18 protein-coding genes and 1 pseudogene are annotated in these 21282 nt (G+C 67.7%); 12 read left to right on the top strand and 7 right to left on the bottom strand.

Features of this window, described 5'->3' with window-relative positions; translation table 11 throughout:
• Positions 1-56: 56 nt before the first annotated feature.
• The 9 genes from NS1_RS22240 (at position 57) to NS1_RS22200 (ending at position 12357) form a co-directional block, all read left to right on the top strand.
• Positions 57-1307, top strand: a complete 1251-nt coding sequence (locus NS1_RS22240) for an oligosaccharide flippase family protein (protein WP_062987573.1) — start codon at positions 57-59, stop codon at positions 1305-1307.
• Positions 1304-2320, top strand: coding sequence for a CgeB family protein (locus tag NS1_RS22235; protein ID WP_062987392.1), 1017 nt, complete (start codon positions 1304-1306; stop codon positions 2318-2320). The genes NS1_RS22240 and NS1_RS22235 overlap by 4 nt, the downstream gene beginning before the upstream one ends.
• A gap of 65 nt (positions 2321-2385) precedes the next feature.
• The gene (locus NS1_RS22230) at positions 2386-3663 is read left to right on the top strand and encodes a hypothetical protein (RefSeq protein ID WP_157125339.1); all 1278 of its coding nucleotides are present in this window, start codon (positions 2386-2388) and stop codon (positions 3661-3663) included.
• Positions 3654-4934 carry a Wzz/FepE/Etk N-terminal domain-containing protein gene (locus NS1_RS22225; protein ID WP_062987388.1) on the top strand — a complete coding sequence of 427 codons (1281 nt, stop codon included), beginning with the start codon at positions 3654-3656 and terminating at the stop codon, positions 4932-4934. Before NS1_RS22230 ends, NS1_RS22225 begins: the two co-directional genes overlap by 10 nt.
• Entirely contained in the window at positions 4931-6289 is a 1359-nt protein-coding gene (locus NS1_RS22220) for a glycosyl hydrolase family 28-related protein (RefSeq protein ID WP_062987386.1), read from the top strand. Before NS1_RS22225 ends, NS1_RS22220 begins: the two co-directional genes overlap by 4 nt.
• Positions 6286-7623: a GNAT family N-acetyltransferase gene (locus NS1_RS22215; protein ID WP_084503913.1), complete on the top strand. Its 1338-nt coding sequence runs from the start codon at positions 6286-6288 to the stop codon at positions 7621-7623. Before NS1_RS22220 ends, NS1_RS22215 begins: the two co-directional genes overlap by 4 nt.
• Positions 7620-8960, top strand: a complete 1341-nt coding sequence (locus NS1_RS22210) for a glutamate-1-semialdehyde 2,1-aminomutase (RefSeq protein ID WP_062987382.1) — start codon at positions 7620-7622, stop codon at positions 8958-8960. Before NS1_RS22215 ends, NS1_RS22210 begins: the two co-directional genes overlap by 4 nt.
• Positions 8957-10063: a glycosyltransferase gene (locus NS1_RS22205; protein WP_062987381.1), complete on the top strand. Its 1107-nt coding sequence runs from the start codon at positions 8957-8959 to the stop codon at positions 10061-10063. Before NS1_RS22210 ends, NS1_RS22205 begins: the two co-directional genes overlap by 4 nt.
• 281 nt (positions 10064-10344) lie before the next feature.
• Positions 10345-12357: an SDR family oxidoreductase gene (locus tag NS1_RS22200; protein ID WP_062987380.1), complete on the top strand. Its 2013-nt coding sequence runs from the start codon at positions 10345-10347 to the stop codon at positions 12355-12357.
• A gap of 55 nt (positions 12358-12412) precedes the next feature.
• Here NS1_RS22200 and NS1_RS22195 read toward each other — a convergent pair whose 3' ends face one another.
• Complete coding sequence (locus NS1_RS22195; protein ID WP_218019967.1) at positions 12413-13297, bottom strand: NmrA family NAD(P)-binding protein; 885 nt, start codon at positions 13295-13297, stop codon at positions 12413-12415.
• 108 nt (positions 13298-13405) lie between these two features.
• On the opposite strand from NS1_RS22195, the gene NS1_RS22190 reads away from it, so the two are divergent.
• Complete coding sequence (locus NS1_RS22190) at positions 13406-13906, top strand: hypothetical protein (RefSeq protein WP_062987378.1); 501 nt, start codon at positions 13406-13408, stop codon at positions 13904-13906.
• A 12-nt stretch (positions 13907-13918) separates the two neighbouring features.
• Here the strand turns inward: NS1_RS22190 and NS1_RS22185 are convergent, their stop codons facing one another.
• A complete protein-coding gene (locus NS1_RS22185) occupies positions 13919-15145 on the bottom strand; it encodes an alkane 1-monooxygenase (protein ID WP_062987377.1) in 1227 nt (408 codons plus the stop codon).
• Between the two features lie 149 nt (positions 15146-15294).
• On the opposite strand from NS1_RS22185, the gene NS1_RS22180 reads away from it, so the two are divergent.
• Positions 15295-15897: a TetR/AcrR family transcriptional regulator gene (locus NS1_RS22180; RefSeq protein ID WP_063816231.1), complete on the top strand. Its 603-nt coding sequence runs from the start codon at positions 15295-15297 to the stop codon at positions 15895-15897.
• Between the two features lie 6 nt (positions 15898-15903).
• On the opposite strand, the gene NS1_RS22175 is transcribed toward NS1_RS22180, so the two are convergent.
• Together NS1_RS22175 and NS1_RS22170 are read right to left on the bottom strand one after the other, a co-directional pair.
• Positions 15904-16557 carry a cutinase family protein gene (locus NS1_RS22175; protein ID WP_062987572.1) on the bottom strand — a complete coding sequence of 218 codons (654 nt, stop codon included), beginning with the start codon at positions 16555-16557 and terminating at the stop codon, positions 15904-15906.
• Between the two features lie 184 nt (positions 16558-16741).
• Positions 16742-16954 carry a hypothetical protein gene (locus NS1_RS22170; protein WP_056817693.1) on the bottom strand — a complete coding sequence of 71 codons (213 nt, stop codon included), beginning with the start codon at positions 16952-16954 and terminating at the stop codon, positions 16742-16744.
• Between the two features lie 97 nt (positions 16955-17051).
• Here NS1_RS22170 and NS1_RS22165 point away from each other — a divergent pair, with 97 nt between their 5' ends.
• Positions 17052-18740, top strand: a complete 1689-nt coding sequence (locus NS1_RS22165; protein WP_062987371.1) for an FAD-binding dehydrogenase — start codon at positions 17052-17054, stop codon at positions 18738-18740.
• Here the strand turns inward: NS1_RS22165 and NS1_RS22160 are convergent.
• The 3 genes and pseudogenes from NS1_RS22160 to NS1_RS40880 all read right to left on the bottom strand — a co-directional run.
• A complete protein-coding gene (locus NS1_RS22160) occupies positions 18737-19564 on the bottom strand; it encodes an IclR family transcriptional regulator (RefSeq protein WP_062987370.1) in 828 nt (275 codons plus the stop codon). The two genes, NS1_RS22165 and NS1_RS22160, sit on opposite strands and share 4 nt — an antisense overlap.
• A 77-nt stretch (positions 19565-19641) precedes the next feature.
• Entirely contained in the window at positions 19642-20772 is a 1131-nt protein-coding gene (locus NS1_RS22155; protein WP_062987368.1) for an Mrp/NBP35 family ATP-binding protein, read from the bottom strand.
• Between the two features lie 10 nt (positions 20773-20782).
• Positions 20783-21282, bottom strand: a pseudogene (locus NS1_RS40880) (pyridine nucleotide-disulfide oxidoreductase); the annotation flags it as partial.

Here is a 21282-nt window from a genome sequence, read left to right as displayed (position 1 = left end):
GACCCGAGGACGACCAGGGGTCCGACGGCGAGGGCAAGCACAGCAAGTCCGGTCCGCTGGCTGTGCTGCGCGACATCGGGTTCGTCAGCTTCGGCAAGTACGGGCAGTATCTGGTCACCTTCATCACGGTGCCGCTGATCGCCCGGGTGCTCGGCGCGCACGGTCTCGGGCTGCTCGCGATGGCGATGTCGGCCTATTTCATCGGCTCGCTGATCGTCGACCTCGGCATCACCTCGTTCATGGCCGCACGGGTGCCCGATGCCGAGGACAACCACGCTGCCGGGACACGGTTCGCGGCCGTCAACCAGTTGCGCGGCGATTACCTCGCGGTCCGGCTGAGCCTGCTGCTGATCCTCGGGCTGGCGCTCGTCGCCGGTCTGGTGTTCGGTGTCCCCGAACCGGTGCAGATGATCCTGCTCGGTTTGTTCGCGGGCGGGTTCTGGTCGATGTCGGAGGACTGGCTGCTGATCGGGCAGGGCCGTTTCGGCGCGTCGACGATCTATCAGGGCATCGGGCGGCTCGGCTATCTCGCCCTGCTGGTCGGCGTACTGCCGCGGCTGCCGAGTGCTCAAATCGCGGTGTTGTGCCTGCTGGTGTCGTCGGTGCCCACGGTCGTCGCCACCTGGATCGACACCTCCCGGCGGTACGGCCGACCGTCGCGACCACGTGATGTCGGTGAACTGCTCCGCACGGGCGCGCCGGTTTTCGCCTCGCGCTTGCTGATCACCACCTACGGCCAGGGCGCCGCCGCGATCTATTCGGTGGTGCTCGACGCCGCCGCCCTTGGCCTGTACTCGGCGGGCGATCGCCTCGTGCGGGCCCTGCAATCGCTGCTCGACCCGATCGGTTTCGCCCTGCTGCCGCGCCTGGCGCGACGCAGTTCCGACGGCAACTTCTGGCGTGACAGCGTGCGGGTGCTCGCGGCCTGCGTCGCGCTGGCCGCGCTGGTGAGCGCGCTGGTGTGGGTCGCGGCGCCCTTCCTGATCGAAGTGATCTTCGGCACCGAATTCCTCGGCGCGACCTCACTGTTGCGGATCGAGATCCTGATCCTGCCCGCCACCACCGTCACCTCGTTCGTCACCACCGCGATCCTGCCGGTCCGTCAGGACACCTTCGGTGTGCTCACCGGCGCGGTGATCGGCACGGTGATCGCGGCCTGCGCGCTCGGGCTGACCTTCCGCACCCACTCGGTACACACCCTCGTCTACGGCAGCGTGCTGGTCGAATACACCGTCGCTGCCTGGTATCTCGCGCGGGTCAGGATACTGGTCCTGCGCGACCGGCGCAGCAAGGACCACCACGCATGAAAATCCTCTTCATCGGCGACGACTGGATCGGCAGCAACGCCCGTTCGCTGGCCGACGGTTTCCGCCAGGCCGGCCACGATGTGCTCGTCGTCGACTCGACCGCGATCACGCTGCCGACCCGTTTGTCGCCGCCCTGGATCTATGCCAAAGCGCGCAAGGAACGGGCGCCGTGGCAGGTGCGCGCATTACACGAGCGAATCGAACGTAGCGCTGAGGCCTTCGATCCCGATATGGTGTTCGTGTTCAAGGGAATCCATCTCGACCAGCGCAGATTGCTCGATCTGCCTGCCGCGCTGCATGTGCATTACAGCGCCGACGATGTGGCGAACCCGGAAAATCTCACCCCCTCCTACCTCGCGCACGAATCCGAGTGGGATCTCGTAATCACCACCAAGCGCCACAATGTGCCCGAGTTGCGGGCCCGCGGCGCCCGCGCCGTCGGTTTCGTTCGCAGTGCCTACGATCCGGCCTGGCACCACCGGACCGCCCGCCGCGACGGGCGTGACTACCTGGTCGGCTTCATCGGTGTGTGCCGTCCCGACCGCCGCGCTGCGATGGTCGAACTGGCCGGACGCTACAGCGATCGCATGCTGGTCCGTGGGCCAGGTTGGCGCCGGGTCCCCGAACTGCGCGCCACCGGCGCGCACGTGGGCGGCGCGGTCTACGGCGCCCAGTATTCGGCCGCGGTGGCCCAGGTCGGCGCGAACCTGGTGCTGCTGAACTCCGGCAACCGCGACACCCACACCTGCCGCACGTTCGAAGTGCCTGCCGCCGGTGGCCTTTTCGTCGGCGAACGCACCGATGAGCACGCCGAGTTGCTCGACGACGCCACCGAGTGCTTCCTGTTCTCCGACACCGACGAACTCCACGACATCCTCGACCGCTGCGCGACGGAACCGTACAGGGTCGCCGCGGTGGCCGACGCCGGACACCGCCGCGTGGTGGCCGACGGGCACCGCTATGTGGATCGGGCGCGCGAGATCGTCGCGCTGGCGCAGGAGGTCAGGTCCTGACCGGCTCCGCCACCGTCGCCGCCGTCGCCGCCGCGCTGCTGGTCATCGCGGTCGCTGCCCTCTGGGTGCCCGGCGTCGCCCGAGTGTTCCTCATCGCGCAGGCCGTGTTCTGGTCGCTGTCGTATGTGGCTCGACCGTTGGTGCTGCTCGCGGTGCGGCCCGAACCGCACTTCGGTGACAATGTGCCCGATCCGCGCCTGGCCGATCTCGGCTACGACCGGGGAATCGCGCTGGCCTTGGAACATGTCGTGTTCGGACTGTGGGTGTACGCGGCGCTGGTCGTCGCCTACGCGATCTGGTCACATCGCAGGCCGCTGCGCCGCGCCGCCGCCCTCGACGATCCGGATTTCGTGCCCGCGCTGGTCGCGCTGTACGCGCTCGGCATGCTCGGGCGGGCGGCAGGCACCGCGTCCGGGTCGGCGGGCACCGCGGGCGAGGTCGACAGCGCCAACCCGATGCTGGCGTTTCTCGCGGTCCCGGCCTCGATCGCCGCGATCGGCCTGATCATCTTCCTGCGACCACCCGACCCGCGCCGCAGCGTCGTCATCCTCGGCGCGCTGTTGGCCGGTGAGCTGTGGTGGTCGTCGGTGGTGCAGTCCAAGACCCCGATCCTGGGCGCTGCCCTGGCACTGGCCATCCGGTTCTCGATGATCGGCTGGAACCGGCGCACCGCCCTCGGTGTCGCGGGTATCGGTGTGATCGGGGTCATCGGCTTCGGCTGGCTGCAGTCGTTCAAGTCCACCGGCACCGCGGCACGTGATGCGGCGTCGGTCGATTCGATCTATCCGGAGAACGTGCAACCGTTCCTGAGCATCCTGCGCCGGTTCGATCTGCTCGAAGCCGCGACCGACGCGCTGTTCTACGGTCCCGGCGGCTGGCTGACACCGGCCGAAGTCGCACAACACGCGAGCATGAGCCTCATTCCCGCACCACTGCTGGGGCTCGAGAAGTTCCAGTCCGGGACGGCGTGGGCGAACGAGGTGCGCGGCGCCTCGGTGGATATGAGCACCGTGACGGTCTCACTCGCCGAGGGAAATTTCAACGAGGGCTACGTGCTCGGCGGCTACACCGGGGTCGTCGTGAGCGCGGTGTTCACCTTCGCGCTGCTGGTGGCCTGGTCGTATTCGCTGTATTCGCGGTGGTTTCCGGTGGTCGTGCTCGGCTTGGCGATCACCGGCGCCTCGACACTGTTCGAGCGCGGGATTCTCGGCAGCATGGAGAATCTCGGCAAATTCGTACAGACCGCCGTGCTGGCGTGGCTGGTGTACCTGGTCGTCGAGGAGTTCCGGCGTACCGAATCATGTGTGGTATCAGGGGAAATGGAGTCCCAGCGATGGGTTTGATCGATATCTGGCGCATCGTACGACAGCGGTGGCTGTTGATCGTGGGTGTCGTGCTGGTGTGCACGGCGGCCGCGTGGACTTACGCGCAGACGCTACCGAGCACCTATGCGGCGTCGAGTTCGATGTATGTGTCGATGGCGACGGGCACCTCGGTGAACGACTCGTATCAGGGTGGTCTGGCCGCGCAGCAGCGCGTGCGGTCCTATCTCGATCTGGCGGCCTCGACGACGGTGGCGGCGCGGGTGGTCGACGAGAAGGGATTGAAGGTCACCCCGGAGGAGATGCGCGCGCGGATCACCGCCAGTTCACCGCCCGCGACCTCGGTCATCGTGATCTCGGTACAGGATTCGACACCGACCGGCGCCCGCGATCTCACGGATGCGGCGGTGGCACAGTTCCGCAAGCTCGTCGACGAACTCGAGTCGATCCAGCGCGACGCGGCACCGGCCGCGCGGGTCGCCGTGGTCGACCGGGCGCAGGCGCCGAGCGCACCGCTGGGACCGCCGCCGGGCCGGATCGTGCTGCTGGGCCTGATCGCCGGTCTCGCCCTCGGTGGCGGCGCGGCGCTGGTGCGCGAGCGCACCGACCGTTCGCTGCGGACTCCGGATGCCGTGGCGGCAGCGCTGCCCGTTCCGGTGCTGGGCGTGATCGAAGCGGGCTTGCCCGCTGCCGCAGGCGAGACGCGGCGGTTGCGCAGCCGGTTGTTGCAGCACGACCCCGCGAAGTCCGTGCAGTTGACGAGCCTGTCGACGCGGTCGGAGCCGGATGTGGCGATGGCTCTCGCCCGTTCGTTGTCCGACAGTGGACAGCACGTGGCGCTGGTCGACGCCGACACCAGTGGCGGCGGCAGCACCGAGTTCATCACCAGTGACAGCCCGGGGCTGGCCGCGGTGCTGCGCGGCACCTTGCCCGCCGCCAAGGCGCTGACGCCGTGGTCGGAGACCGGGATCGCGTTCCTGCCGCTCGGCGCGGCCGATCAGCTGACCCCTGATCTGCTCGTGTCGGCACGCTTCGCCGACCTGCTCACCGATCTGACATCGCGTTTCGACCATGTCATCGTGGAGACCGCCCCGGTCACCGTCGCCGCGGACGCGATCGGCGTGGCGCCGCTGTGCGATGCCACCCTCGGCGTCGTCGAGCTCGGTGCGCTGTCCGCGCCCGGATTGCGCGGCGCGCTCGCGACTCTCGGCGCCGCGAAACTCACCGGAGCGGTGGTGTACAGCAGACCCTCGGCTCCTCTGGCCCGGTTCCTGGAACGGTTGCCCCTGTGAACGAGGAATCAGTTGGGCGGCGGCGTCTGCTCGCCGCCACCTTCGGCGCGGCGGCAGTGCTGCCGCTGGCCGCGGCATGTGCCGCCGACCCGGAACCGAGCGCCGAGTTCCGCTCACCGCACGTCAGCGATACACCCGCGGCGCGCAACGTCCGTGATTTCGGGGCGGTCGGCGACGGTAAGGCCGACGACACCGCCGCTATCGCCGCGGCGGTGGCGGCCACGGATCGACCGATGGTGTTGTATCTGCCCGCGGGCACCTACCGCGTCCGGTCGTGGCCCGCGATGCCCGACTACGCCACGGTGCTCGGCGACGGCGGGGACGCCAGCGTCGTGTTCTGTGAGGAGGATGTGACGCTGATCCGGTTGGAGCAGCGCAACCGGGTTCGGTTCGCCCGCATCGGCTTCTATCTCACCGGGCCGCGCGCCACCGCTTTCGTGCTCTCGGAATGCTTCCGCTGCTCGTTCGACAGTGTCGTGATCCGGGGAAACCATCTCAGCGACAACCATCCTCGCTTCCTCGCCCAGCGCGGTGTCGTGTTGGATCGCAATACCGGCGGCACCGCGTTCATCAACTGCGACATCAATAATTTCGGGGTCGGTCTGGAGACCCAATGCATCCAGAACTACGTCACCTCATCGAAATTCACGAGCAATTACGTCGGCGTGCTCGGCACCGGCAACGACCACAATGCCGGATTGGCTTTGACCAATGTGGAATTCGTTTCCGATCGCGATCCGCGCACCACCGATCGCCATCTCATGGTCGACGGCGCGGCCAACGATTGGTGGCTCACCAATGTCTGGTTCGAGGGCGCCGATATCGCGGTCTCGGTCGGGACACGGGGCAAGGGCGGACCCGCCCAGTTCGGCATGGTCAATTGCAAGGTGGCGGCCCGTTCGGTCGGGGTCGATCTCGCCTACTGCAGGCAGCCGTATCTGGCGAATGTGGTCTTCGATCAGGAATCCGACCGTCCCGCCGTCGAATTGCGCATCGACCCCACCGACTGCGCGGAGGGCACCGCGATCAATCTCATCTCCGGTTCCGCCGACGACCTGCGCACCGGAGTTTTCCCCGACGGATGGCAGGTGATCGGGCGCAGCGGGATGCGTACCTCGCGCTTCACCGGCACAGTGATCACCAGGGCCGGGCACGGCGACGCCGATCTCTTCCAGGCACAGGGCAACGACGGATCGGTCCGCTCGGCCGTATTGTCCAGCGGCGCTTGGTTATCCGATCACTCCGACGCCGGACTCGTCCTCAAGGACCCCGGGGGTGGTTACTGGCGGCTGGCCGTCGGTACCGACGGGGCGCTGCGCACCGTGGCAATGGGCAAACAACGGCCACGGCAATGAGTTCGTCCTATGCATCGGTGGTCCTGGGACCGGTGCGCCTGCGCGGTGTCACGGTCCGGCTGCGACCACCGGCTTTCGGCGATTTCGCCGAGTGGCGACGGATTCGCCTGCGTGATCGCGCCTGCCTCGAACCGTTCTGGTTTCGTTCGTCGTCGACCTGGGAGCAGCGGCACACCGCGACCCGCTGGGTGCGTGAATGTCTCACAGCCCGAGCCGAAGCCGAAGCCGGGCGACGGGTGAGTACGGTGCTCGAGATCGACGGCAGGTTCGCCGGGCAGCTCGAGCTGGTCGGTATCGACTCCGGCGCCGCCGAGCTCAGCGTGTGGGTCGACGCCGAGGTCGCCCGACGCGGTGCCAGCGGGCTCGCCGGGTCGCTGCTGCTCGACTTCGGGTTCGACACCGCGGGCCTGGAGCGGATCACCGCGCCGATCGCGGTCACCAATGCCGGTGCGCGGCGCGCGGTCCGGCAGCGCTGGACGATGGAAGCGGTCATGACCGGATATTTCGATGTCGGCAGCGGCCGCGTCGATCACGAACTGTGGTCGGTGACCAGCGATCGGATACCCGCGGGCGGGTTCGCCGCCGACTGGCTCGAGGGCTATCTCGCGACGCACTCCGCTGTCGCGGATCCTGCCGACACCACAGGCTCGTCGACCGGTGCCGCGGTATCGCGGTACACGATTCTGCGGGCCCGCATACGGTATTGCCTCGGCCAGATGCGGCACCTGGCCGACCCGTTGTGCACCGCCACCGCCGCAACGGCGCGCGCGGAGCACGGTTCGGTGACGATACGGCCTTGGCGCAGTGGCGATTTCAGGCTGCGCCGCGCCGCGCGGATCGCCGCTCGGCCGCTGCTCGCCCCGGCGACACCGCCCGAGGACTGGACCCGGCTACACACCCGACGGGAGTGGTGGCGAGCCAGGGCAGCCTCTCGGAGGGGGCTTCGCGGCAAGCACGGCGTCGTCCTGGTCGTCGAGGAAGCCGGCCGATACGTCGGCGAGTGTCGCCTCTTCGATCAGGATATGTTCGATCGCAATGTCCGTGCCGGCGTGTGGGTTTCCCCGCAGGCAGCCCCGGAGGTCGCGGTCGGCGCGTTACGTCTGCTGATCGGGCACGCCACCGAGCGGCTCGGTATCTGGCGGGTGGCGCTGGCCGTACCGTCGGCCGACCGAGCGAGCGCGGCGGTCGCTCTCGACGCCGGTCTGCGCCATGAGGGCACCATGCACCGCTACCCCGGTGCCGACGGCGAACTCACCGATCACGAGCTGTGGGCTTTCAGCATCGCGCGTACCACCGCGGCGTGCGTCGGCGGCGCCGGAGAGGACCGGTCATGACAGCCCACCACGGTTTCGATCGCAGTAACGAGCTGCAAGCGCGCCTGCACGACCTGGTTCCCGGCGGCGCGCACACCTACGCACGCGGCGCCGACCAATATCCCGAGTTCATGGCGCCGATCCTGGTGCGCGGCGACGGCGCTCACGTCTGGGATGCCGATGGCAATCGTTATGTCGAGTACGGGATGGGCCTGCGCGCGGTGACGCTGGGCCACGGCTACGCGCCGGTGCTCGCCGCGGTGTCGCAGGTCATCGCCGACGGCGTGAGCTTCAGCAGGCCAACCGAACTGGAACTGCTCGCCGCACAGGACTTCCTGTCGCTCGTGCCAGGGGCCGACATGGTGAAGTTCGCCAAGAACGGCTCCGACGCCACCACCGCCGCAGTCCGCCTGGCCAGAGCGGTGACCGGCCGCACCACCATCGCCGTCTGCGATCAGCCGTTCTTCTCCGTCGACGACTGGTTCATCGGCACCACCGAGATGGCAGGCGGCATCCCCGCCGTCGACGTCGTGAAGTTCGCGTACAACGATCTCGACGACCTCGCGGCGACACTGGCGGAAGGCCGCGTGGCCGCGGTGTTCCTCGAGGCCGCGACCGCGATCGCCGAACCACTTCCGGGCTACCTGGAAGGTGTTCGCGCACTGTGTGATCGGTACGGCACGCTGCTCGTGTTCGACGAGATGATCACCGGATTCCGCTGGTCGCCCGGCGGCGCCCAAGCCGTCTACGGCGTCACACCCGACCTGTCGTGCTGGGGCAAGGCTATGGGTAACGGCTTCCCGATCTCCGCGCTCGCGGGCAAGCGCGAGTACATGGAGCGGGGTGGGCTGCGCACCGAGGAAGATCGCGTCTTCCTGCTCTCGACGACGCACGGTCCGGAAACGTCCTCGCTGGCCGCGTTCCGCGCCGTGGTGCACGCCTACCGCACCGAGGATCCCGTCGGCCGGATGGAACAGGCGGGCCGTGTCCTCGCCGACCGCGTCAACTCGATTGCCGCCGACCTCGGCATCGCCGATTTCCTCCAGGTGCGAGGCAGGCCGTCGTGCCTCATCTACCGCACCCTGGACACCGAAGGTGCTCCGTCGCAAGCATTTCGGACCCTGTTCCTCCAGGAACTACTGGTCCGCGGCGTACTCGGCCAGTCGTTCGTCACCTCCGCCGCCCACGACTCGCAGGCGATCACAACGACCGTCGCCGCCTGCGCCGAGGCGGCCGAGGTCTATCGCCAGGCGATCGCGCGCGGCACCGTCGACGGGCTGCTGCGCGGCCGTCCCGTCGCCCCCGCACTGCGTCGCACCGCGGCGCCCCGACAAATCGAAGCGAGCACCCTCCGATGACCCGTGTCGCCATCGTCCACGAACGTTTCACCGAGTTCGGCGGCTCCGAGGCCGTCGTCGGCGAGTTCGTCGCAACCTGGCCCGATGCCGAGGTTTTCGCGCCGATCGTCGCGCCGGGCGGCCTGCGCGAGCCGGTGCGCACCGTCCACGACACCTGGCTGAGCAAAGCGCACACCTACACCGGCGGCAGGCACGCTCCCCTGCTGCCGCTGGTCCCCCGCGCGCTGCGTCGCCTGCCGTTGCGCGACTTCGATGTCGTCGTGATCAGCCATCACGCGTTCGCCACCCAGGCCGCCCTGGCCACCGACGCGCCCGTCATCGCCTACGTGCACTCCCCCGCCCGATGGGCCTGGGATCGCGAGTTCCGCGCGCAGGAGACAGGGGGCCGGATCGGCCAACTCGCCCTCGGTGCGCTGGGCACCCTGGCTCGACGCGGCGAACTGCGGGCCGCGCCGCGACTGACACACGTCATCGCCAACTCGCACGCGGTCGCCGAGCGGGTCACCGACTGGTGGGGCCTGCCCGCTTCGGTGGTCAATCCGCCCGTGCAGGTCGCCCACTTCACCCCCGATCCCTCGGTGGAGCGCGAGGACTTCTTCCTGTGCGCGGGCAGGCTGGTGCCGTACAAGCGCGCCGACCTCGCCATTCGCGCCGCGCAACGGGCCGGGGTTCGCCTGGTGGTCCTCGGCGAGGGCCGCTTCCGCGCCCAGCTCGACGAGATCGCCGGATCGGAGACGACATTCCTCGGGGCCACCTCCGGCGAGCTGCTACAGGACATGTACCGGCGCTGCCAGGCCGTGCTGATGCCGGGCATCGAGGACTTCGGCATCGTCCCGGTGGAGGCGATGGCCTGCGGCACGCCCGTGCTCGCGGTCGGCGCGGGCGGCGCCCTCGACACGGTGCGTCCCGGCGTCACCGGCGAATACGTCCCGGCGGGCTCCGATGAGGATGTCGTCGCGGCGCTGGCCGAGGTCATGCGCGAATTCCGTTCGACGGCCTACGATCCCGCCAAGATCCGCGAGCACGCCACCACCTTCGCGCCCGAGGTGTTCCGTGCCAGGATCGCGGATACCGTCCATGACGTCCTGGCGGACCGGCCGTAGGGGTAGCGACAAGTTGTCTGAAACTGTCAGTTACTGAAAATATCTGTCACACATACCCTTTGACCTGCGGCGACAGGTGACAATTCCCACACGGTGATATCACGTCCTTCGCTTGCTCGTCTAGGTTACTGGCAAGTACGGTAGGCGTAGCCGGGACGACGATGTGCCCGGTTTCTCTCCAGCCACTTTTGCTGCTGGACCTCAACCGTTGATTTCGCATTCACCGCCGCATGCCGATCACTGTTGCGCGACACCGTGTTTCGAGATTTTCAGGAGGAGCGATGGTTTCCTACATCGTGACAGGCGGTACCGGATTTCTGGGTCGGCGTGTGGTGCGGGGGCTGCTCGCAGCCGACCCCACCGCGATCGTGCACGTACTGGTGCGCGCCGAGTCCCTGACCAAGTTCACCGTGCACAATGCGGAAAATCCCGACAGCGATCGCGTGTTCGCGCTGGTCGGAGACCTGACCGCCGAGGGCCTCGGTCTCGGCGACGGTGCGCCGCGTGCCGATCACGTGCTGCATCTGGGCGCGGTCTACGACATGACCGCCGACGAGGAGACCGCGCACGCGGCCAATGTCGCGGGCACTCGCTCGGTGATCGAGTTGGCTCGCAGCCTCGACGCCACCCTGCACCACGTGTCGTCGGTGGCGGTGGCGGGCGATCACCGCGGCAAGTTCTTCGAGGAGGATTTCGACCTCGGCCAGAACCTGACCTCGCCGTATCACCGCACCAAGTTCGCGGCCGAGAAGCTCGTTCGCGAGGCCACCGACCTGCGCTGGCGGGTGTATCGCCCGGCGATCGTGGTCGGTGATTCACGGACCGGCGAGATGGACAAGATCGACGGCCCCTACTACTTCTTCTCCGCTATCTCGACGCTGTCCACCCTGCCGTCCGAACTGCCGTTGCCGCTGCCCGATCTGGGCGCGACCAACGTGGTGCCGGTCGATTACGTCTCCGAGGCGATGGTGCGGCTGGTACGGCGCGAGGGTCTGGACGGGCGCACGTTCCACCTGGTCAACCCGCGTCCGCAGCCGTTCGGGGAGATCTACCGCGCCCTGGCCACCGCAGCGGGCGGTCCCGTCGGGATCGGCACCGTGCCCGGCAGCGCCCGTGCGTTGAACGGGCTCGGCCACGTCCCCGGCGCCAACGCGGTGCGCGACTTCCTGTTCGAGCAGGCGGGCATCCCGGCCGCGGTCGCGCCGCATGTCGGTTTCACCGCCGAGTTCGTCGCCGACTCCACCCGGGCCCAGCTGCCCGGGCTCACCGTGCCCGCGTTCGATACCTACGCCGAGCGCCTCTGGGACTTCTGGCGCACCAACCTGGACCCGCACCGTGGTCGTCCCGCCGCCGACGCGCATCCGCTCTCGGGGCGCACGGTGCTGATCACCGGGGCGTCCTCGGGGATCGGCCTGGCCACCGCCCATGCCGTCGCCCGCCGTGGCGCGATCGTGCTGATGATCGCCCGTGGCGTCGAAGACCTCACGGCCGCAGCGGAATCCGTGCAGGCCGAGGGCGGCACCGCCTTCGCCTACCCCTGCGACATCACCGACGCGGAGTCTGTCGACCTGCTCGTGAAGACCGTGCTGACCGAACACCACCACGTCGACTACCTGATCAACAACGCGGGCCGCTCCATCCGCCGCTCGGTGGCCAACTCGGTGGACCGCATGCACGACTTCGAACGCACCATGGCGGTCAACTACTTCGGCGCCGTGCGCCTCATCCTGGGGTTGCTCCCGTCGATGCGCGAACGCCACTTCGGCCATATCGTCAACATCTCCTCCATCGCCGTGCAGACCAAGGTCCCCCGCTTCGCCGCCTACGCGGCGAGCAAGTCCGCGCTGGACAACTTCAGCGATATCGCCGCGGTCGAAAACCAGGGCGACGGAGTCACTTTCACCTCTATCCGGATGCCACTGGTCCGTACCCCGATGATCGCTCCGACCGAGATCTACCGATCCCTGCCGCTGCCGGACCCGGACCGGGCAGCCGAGATCGTGGTCCGTGCGCTGCTGGAACGCCCCGATCGCATCGACACCCCCGTGGGCACCTTCGCCCAGGCGGTCGAGATGTTCCTCCCGTCGCTCAAGCGCACGATCCTGCACACCGGCTTCCGCTTCTTCGGTGAATCCACCGCGGCACAGGGAAAGTCGACTCCGCAGGTGGTCACCGAGCCCGCCGAACCGACACGCAACGCCCTCACCGTGCTCGGCCCGGTCCTGGCGCCACTGATGGTGATGCCGCAGTCCGCGGCCCGTATGAGCCGGGTGCTTCCCGGCGTGCACTGGTGACACAACACTGAACGCCCGGTCGGTCACGACGCTTGTCGTGACCGACCGGTTCTGTTCATCGCAGGGCGGTGCTCGCCCAGGCCGCGAGAGTTGTCGGCGTGGTGGTGAGCACTGTGCGCGGGTTCTCCGGGACGAAACCCGAACTCAGTCCCGCAGACATCCCCGCGATGCCGTCGATCTGGCCCTGCCCGAGCCCGGCCGATCGCAGTGCGTCGCGGAACTCGTCGTCGGCGAGGTGGATCGGGGTGACCGCATGCCCCAGCTGCCGACCGAGGATCTCGGCGACCTCGGTGAAAGTCAGATCCCGTGGTCCGTGCACCCCTTGGACGACACGCCCCGACCACGCGTCGGACAGGAGCCGGGCGGCAGCGACCTCACCGATGTCGCGCGGGGCCACCCAGGCCATCGCATGGTCCAGCGGCCACGGTGTGGACAGCGTGCCTGCCCGGATCTCGTCGAGCTGGGTCAGCAGGTTGGTGAAGAAATAGCCGCATCGCAGGTGGGTCACATTCGCGCCGGTCGCGTCGAGCAATTCCTCGGTTCGCGCCAACCCGTCGATCTCGCCGGCCCCACCCCGCTTCTCCGCGCCCCCGCTGCTGAGGAACACCGTCGCCTCGATCCCGTTCTCCACGACAGCGCGCGCCGCCGAAGCCCCCATCCGCGCGTATCCCGCCACCGGATCACCGTCCACGAGGGCAGGCGGGTCGACCCAGAACAACCGATCAGCACCTTCGGTCGCGCGCACCACCGCATCCGCGTCCCCCTGATCGACCTGCGCGACATCGACCGATCCCCGCATCGCGGGATCGAGCCGCCCGGGATCGCGCATCAGCAGCGTCGGCCGAACCCCCGCTTGCACCAACAACTGCACCACCCGAGCACCTACATGCCCCATCGGCGTAGTGACGACAATCCGCATCTCACCCTGTCGAAGTCCCATAGAGCCCACGCTAGAACCCAACGCGGCCAATTCCTGACCGCGATAGCCCACTGATCAACAGGACTACACTCATTTCCTACGGTGGCCCTCGGGTAGATCGGAGTCGACATGTCGAAGTTGCTGAACTCCTTGTCCGAAGATGAGTACGTCCTGATTCGCACTACAAAGAAAGCGCAAATGGTCGACCTCGACGAAGAGGCGCTGATCCGGTTGCACACTCGTGTGCGACGTGCGCGCAACAAATTCGTCAAGTTGTATCGCCAATCCGGCGCGGCAAAGGTAGAAGCCAAAGGCGCGCGCGGCTCCGGAAAAGCGGCGAACACCCGCAATGCGGACAAGGCGGAAGTCTTCGAAAGCGCACTCGGCAGGGTGAGCCGCCAGTTGGCCAAGTCCTCGAAGCGAACCGCCCGCAAGCTGAAGGCCGACAGACTCGCCCGCGCCCGCAAGGATGCGCCATCGTTCAACGACATCGACACCAGCGACGGGAAAGTGCGCTCCGCGGGGAAAACGCGCACCGATGCCACCCGCGAGTCCGCCGGCCGAAAGAAGTACGAGGCCTCGAGCATCGCCGCGGGGGCACGGCGCCAAGCCAAGAAGGACGGGCGCTAGCCACCTAGGCCGTCAGCTCACTCCGTACTTCGCCAGGACCTTCGCCCGCTTGCCGGGCTGGATGTTCACCCGAGTGATGTCGCCGCTGTAGTGGGCGAGGACGCGATGGTCCATCACCTTGCGCCACAACGGAGTCACGTACGCCAGGCCGATCAGGCTCGCGTAGCCGCTCGGCAGCTCGGGCGCGCCGTCCATGCTTCGCAGGATCTGGTAGCGGCGAGTGGGGTTGGCGTGGTGGTCGCTGTGCCGCTGCAGGTGGTAGAGAAAAATATTGGTGACGATGTGGTCGGAGTTCCAGCTGTGCTCGGGGGTGCAGCGCTCGTAGCGGCCCGAGGCGGTCTTCTGCCGCAGCAGACCGTAGTGCTCGAGGTAGTTCACCGTCTCCAGCAGGGAGAACCCGTAGATCGCCTGGATCAGCAGGAACGGCAGAATCGACGGACCGAACACCGCGACCAGCGCCACCCACAGCACGACCGACATGAGCCAGGCGTTGAGCACGTCGTTGCGCAGCGAGAACGGGCTCTTGTCGAGCCGCCGCAGACGTGCGCTTTCCAGCTCCCACGAGGACTTCAGGCTGCCCCACACGCTGCGTGGCAGGAAGGTCCAGAACGACTCGCCGAACCGGGCACTGGCCGGATCCTCCGGCGTCGCGACACGCACGTGATGGCCGCGGTTGTGCTCGATGTAGAAGTGTCCGTACAGGGTCTGGGCCAGGGTGATCTTCGACAGCCACCGCTCGAGTTCGTCCTTCTTGTGGCCGAGCTCGTGCGCGGTGTTGATGCCGATGCCGCCCATCGCGCCGATGGTGAAGGCCAGGCCGATCTTGGAGACCAGGCCGAGTCCGCCGTCGATGCCGAGCCAGGACAGGCTGTCCGCGGTCCACAGATAACAGGCGAGCACCAGGCTGAACAGCTGCAGCGGGATGTAGGCGTAGGTGCAGTAGCGGTAGTACTTGTCGTTCTCCAGCTGCTCCATCACCTCCTCGGGCGGATTCTCGCCGTCGGGCCCGAAGAACCGGTCCAGGATCGGTAGCAGGACGTACAACAGGATCGGCCCGAGCCACCACCACACGGGCGCGACGACCTGCCAGCCCAGCTGATTGAAGACCCACACGAAACCGCAGGCCAGCACCGTCGCGCTGGGCGCGATGAGGCCGAACAGCCACAGGTAGCGCTTGGGATCTCGCCAGTGCGGCGGTGCGGCGGATGCCTCGTGGTCGCCGATTCGAGATGTCGTCATTGTCATTCTCCTGATCACCGAGACTCCGGACACCTACTCGCTCGAAGTCGCCTTCGTTTACACATTAGCTCGTAGTGTTCTCATTGGATACACAATGAGCCAGATTGTCAACGATCGAGCACATCGGCTAACACATGTAAGATGATCACGTGGCCGAACCACCGAACTTTCAGGCAGAAATGCGCCAACTGCTGCGCGACCGGATGATCGACGCGGCGCGCACGATGGTCGTCACCGAGGGCTGGGGCGCGGTCAACATGTCGCGGGTAGCCAAGGAGGTCGGCATCAGCAGGCCGGTCCTCTACAAGGAGATCGGTACCAAGCAGGCACTCGCGGATGCCCTCATCGAGCGCGAGACCGGCATCTACCTGACCGGGATCGCCGAGACGCTGGCCGAACATCCGGCCGATCCGCTCGCGGGCATGACAGCGGCCGCCGAGTACACGCTGCGCACCGCAGGCGACAACACCCTGATCAAGGCCGTGCTCTCGGCTCGCCAGGACGGCGACACCGCCCTGCTGCCCGCCCTGGTGAGCGACCCCGAACCGGTACTCGGCCGGGCGGTGGCCGCACTCACCGCCACGGTGCGCGAGCAGTACGAATTCGCCGCCATGACCGACGACGAACTGATCTCGATCGTGGAGATCATGGTCCGACTCACCCTGAGTCACCTGTTCCAGCCGACAGGAAGCACCGATCGCGCGGTGGCGCAGATCGGCGCTGTCCTGTCCGGGGTCATGCCCGCCGCCTGAGGCGGCTCACAACCGCGCGTTCACCTGTCCGGCCGCGGCCGCGAACGCCCACTCGTAACTGCCGTGTGCGGCCGGGAAGATCCCGCCCGCGCACACCGGATCGCCTGCGGCGCAATAGTTCGCGGTGCGGTCGGCGTACAACGGTGCGACCGGCACACCGACGAGTCGCAGTGGGTCGCCGAACAGCAGAACCGCGACGACGCGCGAGGACAGTTCGGGGGGCAGTACCCACGCACCGGGCAGCCACACGGAGCCGAGAGCGCCGTGGGCGACCACCGCGCCCTGGGAGTAGCCGACGAGGACGAAGCGCTGATCGGGACAGGCAGCGGCCTGGTCGATCACATGGCTGGTCATCGCCCGGGTGCCGTCGATCATCGAGGTCGGGACCAGCAGGTCGGCTGGGTACTCGACGCGATGGGCGGTCGTATCCACCGGTAGTTGCGCGCTCAGGGCCGCGTAGAGCGGGTCGCCGATCACGGCTCCCAGATAGCCGGGTTCCTGTGTGCCGCGGGCGACAACGATATCGAGCGTGGCGCAATTCTGCGCCCACGCTGTCAATCCCGGGGACATCGCCGTCCCGATTCCCGCAGCCAGTAGCAACACCGACAGCGCTCGCGCTGTCTGCCTCGCGACGATACGAATTGCCTTCCGATTGGTCATCGTGCCCACCCACTCACGCCGTTGTGAGAAATAGAGAAAGAGCGATTCGCCTCCTGCCCCAACAGCATTCGGCGTGCTCAGTGGTGGAATACCCGCTGACCTGCATCTTCATGGCGCGAAATCGGCATCGGCTGCGCCACGGTTATATCTCGGATCGCCTGCGGCACAACACCGCTGCCGATTCTCAGTGCTTCTTGGGCTTCTTCTTGTACTTCGGCTTGTCGTGGTCGGGCTCCCACTCGTAGCCCGCGACACCACGTTCGCAATAGGAGTCCGCGACGAGAACGTCGCCCTGATCGCGCTCACACCAGCGCGTCTTCGAGCAGGACGTGGCGCCGAGGCCGGCCACGACGGCGAGGGTGAGGACGGCAGCGCCGGTACGGGTTCGGACGTTCATGAACTTGTCGAGCCTTTCATCGAATGGAATATCGCTGGTCAGGGTGTTTTCCAGGACTTTTCCCCGCCCGCCGACGAACCAATGCTACGTTCCAGACATGCCGAGCACAGCGTCTGAGCCCACCGAAGATTTCACCCCCGACGCGATTGTCGTCGGCGCCGGACTGGCAGGCCTGGTCGCCACCCACGAATTGGTGCTCGCCGGACGCAAGGTACTGGTCCTCGATCAGGAGAACCGCGCCAATCTCGGCGGGCAGGCGTTCTGGTCGCTGGGTGGGTTGTTCGTCGTCGACAGCCCGGAACAGCGCAGGATGGGCATCAAGGACTCTTACGAACTGGCACTGCAGGATTGGCTGGGTTCGGCTGGTTTCGACCGCGAGGACGAGGATCGGATGGGCCGCGAGTGGGCGAAGGCCTACGTGCGCTTCGCCACCGACGAGAAGCGAGATTACCTGCACGCCTTGGGTTTGCGATTCACCCCGCTGGTCGGCTGGGCCGAGCGGGGCGGCGGCCTCGCCGGCGGACACGGCAACTCGGTGCCACGATTCCATCTCACCTGGGGCACCGGGCCCGAGGTGCTTCGCGTCTTCCGGGATCCGGTCCTGGCCGGTGAGGCGAAAGGGTTGGTGCGCTTCGCCTTCCGGCACCGCGTCGACGAGCTGATCGTCGAAGACGGCGCCGTGACCGGAGTCAGCGGCAGTGTTCTCGCGCCCTCCGACACCGACCGAGGCCAGGCGTCGAACCGGGATGTGGTGGGCGAGTTCAGCTTCACGGCGCCGGCGGTTCTGGTGAGTTCGGGCGGCATCGGTCATGCCCACGACCTCATCCGCCGCAACTGGCCCACCGAACGTCTCGGTCCGTGCCCGGAGACCATGATCTCCGGTGTCCCCGCCTACGTGGACGGCCGGATGCTCGCCATCTCCGAGCAGGCGGGCGCGGCGCTGGTCAACCGCGACCGGATGTGGCACTACACCGAAGGCATCAACAACTGGGATCCGATCTGGCCCGACCACGCCATTCGCATCATTCCCGGCCCGTCGTCGCTGTGGTTCGACGCGAACGGAAACCGGATGCCCGCACCGTGTTTCCCCGGTTTCGACACCAACGAGACCATGCGCCAGATCCTGTCGACCGGCTACGACTACTCGTGGTTCGTCTTGAACCAGTCGATCATCGAGAAGGAGTTCGCGCTGTCGGGTTCGGAACAGAATCCCGACATCACCGGCAAGGACTTGAAGTTCACCGTGCGCAGCAGGCTCGCCAAGGGAGCGCCGGGCCCGGTGGAAGCCTTCAAGCAGCACGGTGTCGACTTCGTGGTCGCCGATTCGCTGGCCGAGCTCGTCGACGGCATGAACGAGATCGCGCGCGGGCCCAAGCTCGACGTCGCCACCCTCGAACACCAGATCGTGGGCCGGGATCGCGAAGTCGCGAACTCGTTCTCCAAGGACGCGCAGGTGATCGCGATCAACAACGCCCGCAAGTTCCTCGGCGACAAGGTCCGCGTCGTCAAACCGCACCGCATTCTCGATCCCGCCCACGGCCCACTGATCGCGGTACGCCTCAATGTGCTGACCCGCAAGACCCTGGGCGGACTGCAGACCGACCTGGATTCGCAGGTGCTTCGCCCGGACGGCTCGGTGTTCCCCGGCCTGTACTCCGCCGGTGAGGTCGCCGGATTCGGCGGCGGCGGCGTGCACGGTTACAACGCGCTGGAGGGCACGTTCCTCGGCGGGTGCATCTTCTCCGGTCGCGCGGCCGGTCGGGCGATCGCGCGGCGCGAGTCCTAGTGCGGGTGCCGGGGGGCCAGGGTGCGTGCGGCTTCCTTGGCCACCTCGGCGAGCGCGCGAGCCAGCCGTGCGGTGTCGAGTGCCGTGCGCTCGCCCTTGATCGTCCCCGACAGCGAGATCGCCGCCACCGCGACGCTACGGCCGCGAATCGGCACCGCCACGCAGCCGACGCCCGGGAGCGATTCCTCGGTGTCGACGGCCACGCCCTGACGGTTGCGGATGCGGGCGAGTTCGCGGTGCAGTTCGGCCCGGTCGACGATCGTGCGCGCGGTCCGCGCCACGGCGTTGCCGCGCAGTGAGGCTTCCGCGATGCCGGGCTCCAACGTGGCCAGCAACGCCTTGCCGACCGCCGTGGAGTGCGCGGGCAACCTGCCCCCGACGCGGGTCGGGATGACCACCCCGCCCCGGCCACCCGAACGATCGAGGAACAAGACCTCGCGCCCGTCCAGCACCGCGAGGTGGCCGACCAGCCCGGTGCGCTGACTGAGTTCGTAGAGCAGCGGCCCCACCACCTCGCGCAGTTCGTTCTGCTCGGCCGCGAGCCCGCCGAGTTCGAGCACCCGCAGACCCAGCCGGTAGCCGCCGGGGGTGTGCGCGAGCCAGCGCAGCCGGATCATCTGGTCGAGGATGCGATGCACGGTCGAGCGCGGCAGCCCGGTGCGTTCGGCGAGCCCGAGCAGCGTCAGGGTGGGGGTGGCGGAGTCGAACGCGTCCAGAATGAGCGTCATCCGCTCGATCATCGATGTCGGCGGTGTTCCGGTCGCCCGGCCCGATCCGGACCACAGGCTTTCCGGCGCCGGCTCGGTCACGATCTCGACCGTCATTTGATCCAACCTCCACAGTGCGTAGCCATAACAGACTAGAGCCGTCAGCTCCGCTCACGCACTATTTCGCGTCGAACTCAGGCTGTGACCGGACTGATCGGCGTCACCGGCAGCGGGCGACGCACGATCGGCGCGATGGTCGCCGCGATCTCCGCGATGGCCCTGGCAGGCGCGGAATGGGGGTCGCTGTCGACGAACGCGGTGCCATGATCGCCCGCCGCACAGACCACCGGATCGAACGGGATCCGGCCGATGACCGGGCAGTACGTGTCGAGCAGGCCGCTCAGCGCGCGGCTCACGGCGGTGGCGCCGCCCGCGCCGAAGAGCGTATGCCGGGTGCCGTCGGGGCTGTCGTACCAGGACATGTTCTCGATGATGCCCGCGACTCGCTGACCGGTCTGCGCGGCGACGGCGCCCGCGCGTTCGGCGATGCGGGCCGCGGTGCGTTGCGGGGTGGTGACGACGAGCAGTTGTGCGGTGGGCAGCAGCTGCGCCAGGGAGATGGCGACGTCGCCGGTGCCGGGCGGCATGTCGATCAGCAGGATATCGAGTTCGCCCCAATACACGTCGTTGACGAACTGCTGCAATGCGCGGTGCAGCATCGGCCCGCGCCAGACGACGGGGGCATTGTCCTCGACGAACATGCCGATAGAGATGACGCGCACTCCGAAAGCTGTGGGCGGCATCATCATTCCCTCGACCAGGGTGGGCGCGGTGGTGATGCCGAGCATCGCGGGTACCGAGTGGCCGTGGACGTCGGCGTCCATGATGCCGACACGCAACCCGCGTCGGGCCAGCGCGACCGCCAGGTTGACGGTGACACTCGACTTTCCGACACCACCTTTACCCGAGACCACGCAATATACGCGGGTCGGTGAATCCGGTTGCGCCAGCGCGGAAATGCTCTCGGAGTCCGGCCCGCGGAGTTGGATGCGCAGGTCACGGCGCTGTTGCTCGGTCATCACCCCGAAGTCGACGGCAATATCGGCGACGCCGGGCACAGCGGTCACCACCGCGCGGATGTCGTTATCGATGGTCGTCCGGAGGGGGCAGCCCGCGACGGTCAGCAGGATGCGCACGGCCACGCGCCCCTGTGCGTCGATGTCGATGGCCTCGACCATATTCAATTCGGTGATGGGACGGCCGATCTCGGGATCGTCGACTCCGGCGAGCGCCGTCCTGATCTGCGGTTCGGTCGGTGATGTCACGAGCTCTTCCTCACCGGGCCAGGCTGGCGTGCAGCATGTCCGCGCGTTCGACGACCTTGATCCGCTCCCGGCCTTCGGTTTCGCCCAGCGCGCGTTCGTGGGCGTCCAGTCGGTACCAGCCCTCCCACGTGGTGAAGGGAATGCCCGCGGCGGTGAGAAATTCGGTCACCGCGTCGGGGCGCGGTCGGGGCGCGGGTGTCAGGCGGGCGCGATCGGCGAGCAGGCAGGCGATTGTTTCGCTCGCGTCACCCTTGGTGTGGCCGATGAGGCCGACGGGGCCACGTTTGATCCATCCGGTGACATACACCCCGTCGAGGTATCGCGCCTCGTCGCGCGCGTTCGGGTCGATCAGCACCCGCCCGGCTTCGTGGGGAACGGTGCCGGTGCGGTCGTCGAACGGGATGTCGGCGATGTCTTCGGAGCGATAGCCGACGGCGCGGTACACGGCCTGGATGTCCCAGTCGGTGAAGTTGCCGGTGCCCTTGACGTTGCCGGTGCCGTCGAGCTGGG

Origin of the sequence: Nocardia salmonicida NBRC 13393, from assembly GCF_001613085.1 — a bacterium.
Taxonomy (GTDB): domain Bacteria; phylum Actinomycetota; class Actinomycetes; order Mycobacteriales; family Mycobacteriaceae; genus Nocardia; species Nocardia salmonicida.
This window is presented reverse-complemented; position numbering and strand designations above follow the sequence as displayed.

Excerpts from the sequence above, each read along its gene's own strand:
- NS1_RS22235 (WP_062987392.1), top strand. The coding sequence starts at position 1,304 with ATGAAAATCCTCTTCATCGGCGACGACTGGATCGGCAGCAACGCCCGT.
- NS1_RS22225 (WP_062987388.1), top strand. The coding sequence starts at position 3,654 with ATGGGTTTGATCGATATCTGGCGCATCGTACGACAGCGGTGGCTGTTG.
- NS1_RS22215 (WP_084503913.1), top strand. The coding sequence starts at position 6,286 with ATGAGTTCGTCCTATGCATCGGTGGTCCTGGGACCGGTGCGCCTGCGC.
- NS1_RS22210 (WP_062987382.1), top strand. The coding sequence starts at position 7,620 with ATGACAGCCCACCACGGTTTCGATCGCAGTAACGAGCTGCAAGCGCGC.
- NS1_RS22205 (WP_062987381.1), top strand. The coding sequence starts at position 8,957 with ATGACCCGTGTCGCCATCGTCCACGAACGTTTCACCGAGTTCGGCGGC.
- NS1_RS22200 (WP_062987380.1), top strand. The coding sequence starts at position 10,345 with ATGGTTTCCTACATCGTGACAGGCGGTACCGGATTTCTGGGTCGGCGT.
- NS1_RS22195 (WP_218019967.1), bottom strand. The coding sequence starts at position 13,297 with ATGGGACTTCGACAGGGTGAGATGCGGATTGTCGTCACTACGCCGATG.
- NS1_RS22190 (WP_062987378.1), top strand. The coding sequence starts at position 13,406 with ATGTCGAAGTTGCTGAACTCCTTGTCCGAAGATGAGTACGTCCTGATT.
- NS1_RS22185 (WP_062987377.1), bottom strand. The coding sequence starts at position 15,145 with ATGACGACATCTCGAATCGGCGACCACGAGGCATCCGCCGCACCGCCG.
- NS1_RS22175 (WP_062987572.1), bottom strand. The coding sequence starts at position 16,557 with ATGACCAATCGGAAGGCAATTCGTATCGTCGCGAGGCAGACAGCGCGA.
- NS1_RS22170 (WP_056817693.1), bottom strand. The coding sequence starts at position 16,954 with ATGAACGTCCGAACCCGTACCGGCGCTGCCGTCCTCACCCTCGCCGTC.
- NS1_RS22165 (WP_062987371.1), top strand. The coding sequence starts at position 17,052 with ATGCCGAGCACAGCGTCTGAGCCCACCGAAGATTTCACCCCCGACGCG.
- NS1_RS22160 (WP_062987370.1), bottom strand. The coding sequence starts at position 19,564 with ATGACGGTCGAGATCGTGACCGAGCCGGCGCCGGAAAGCCTGTGGTCC.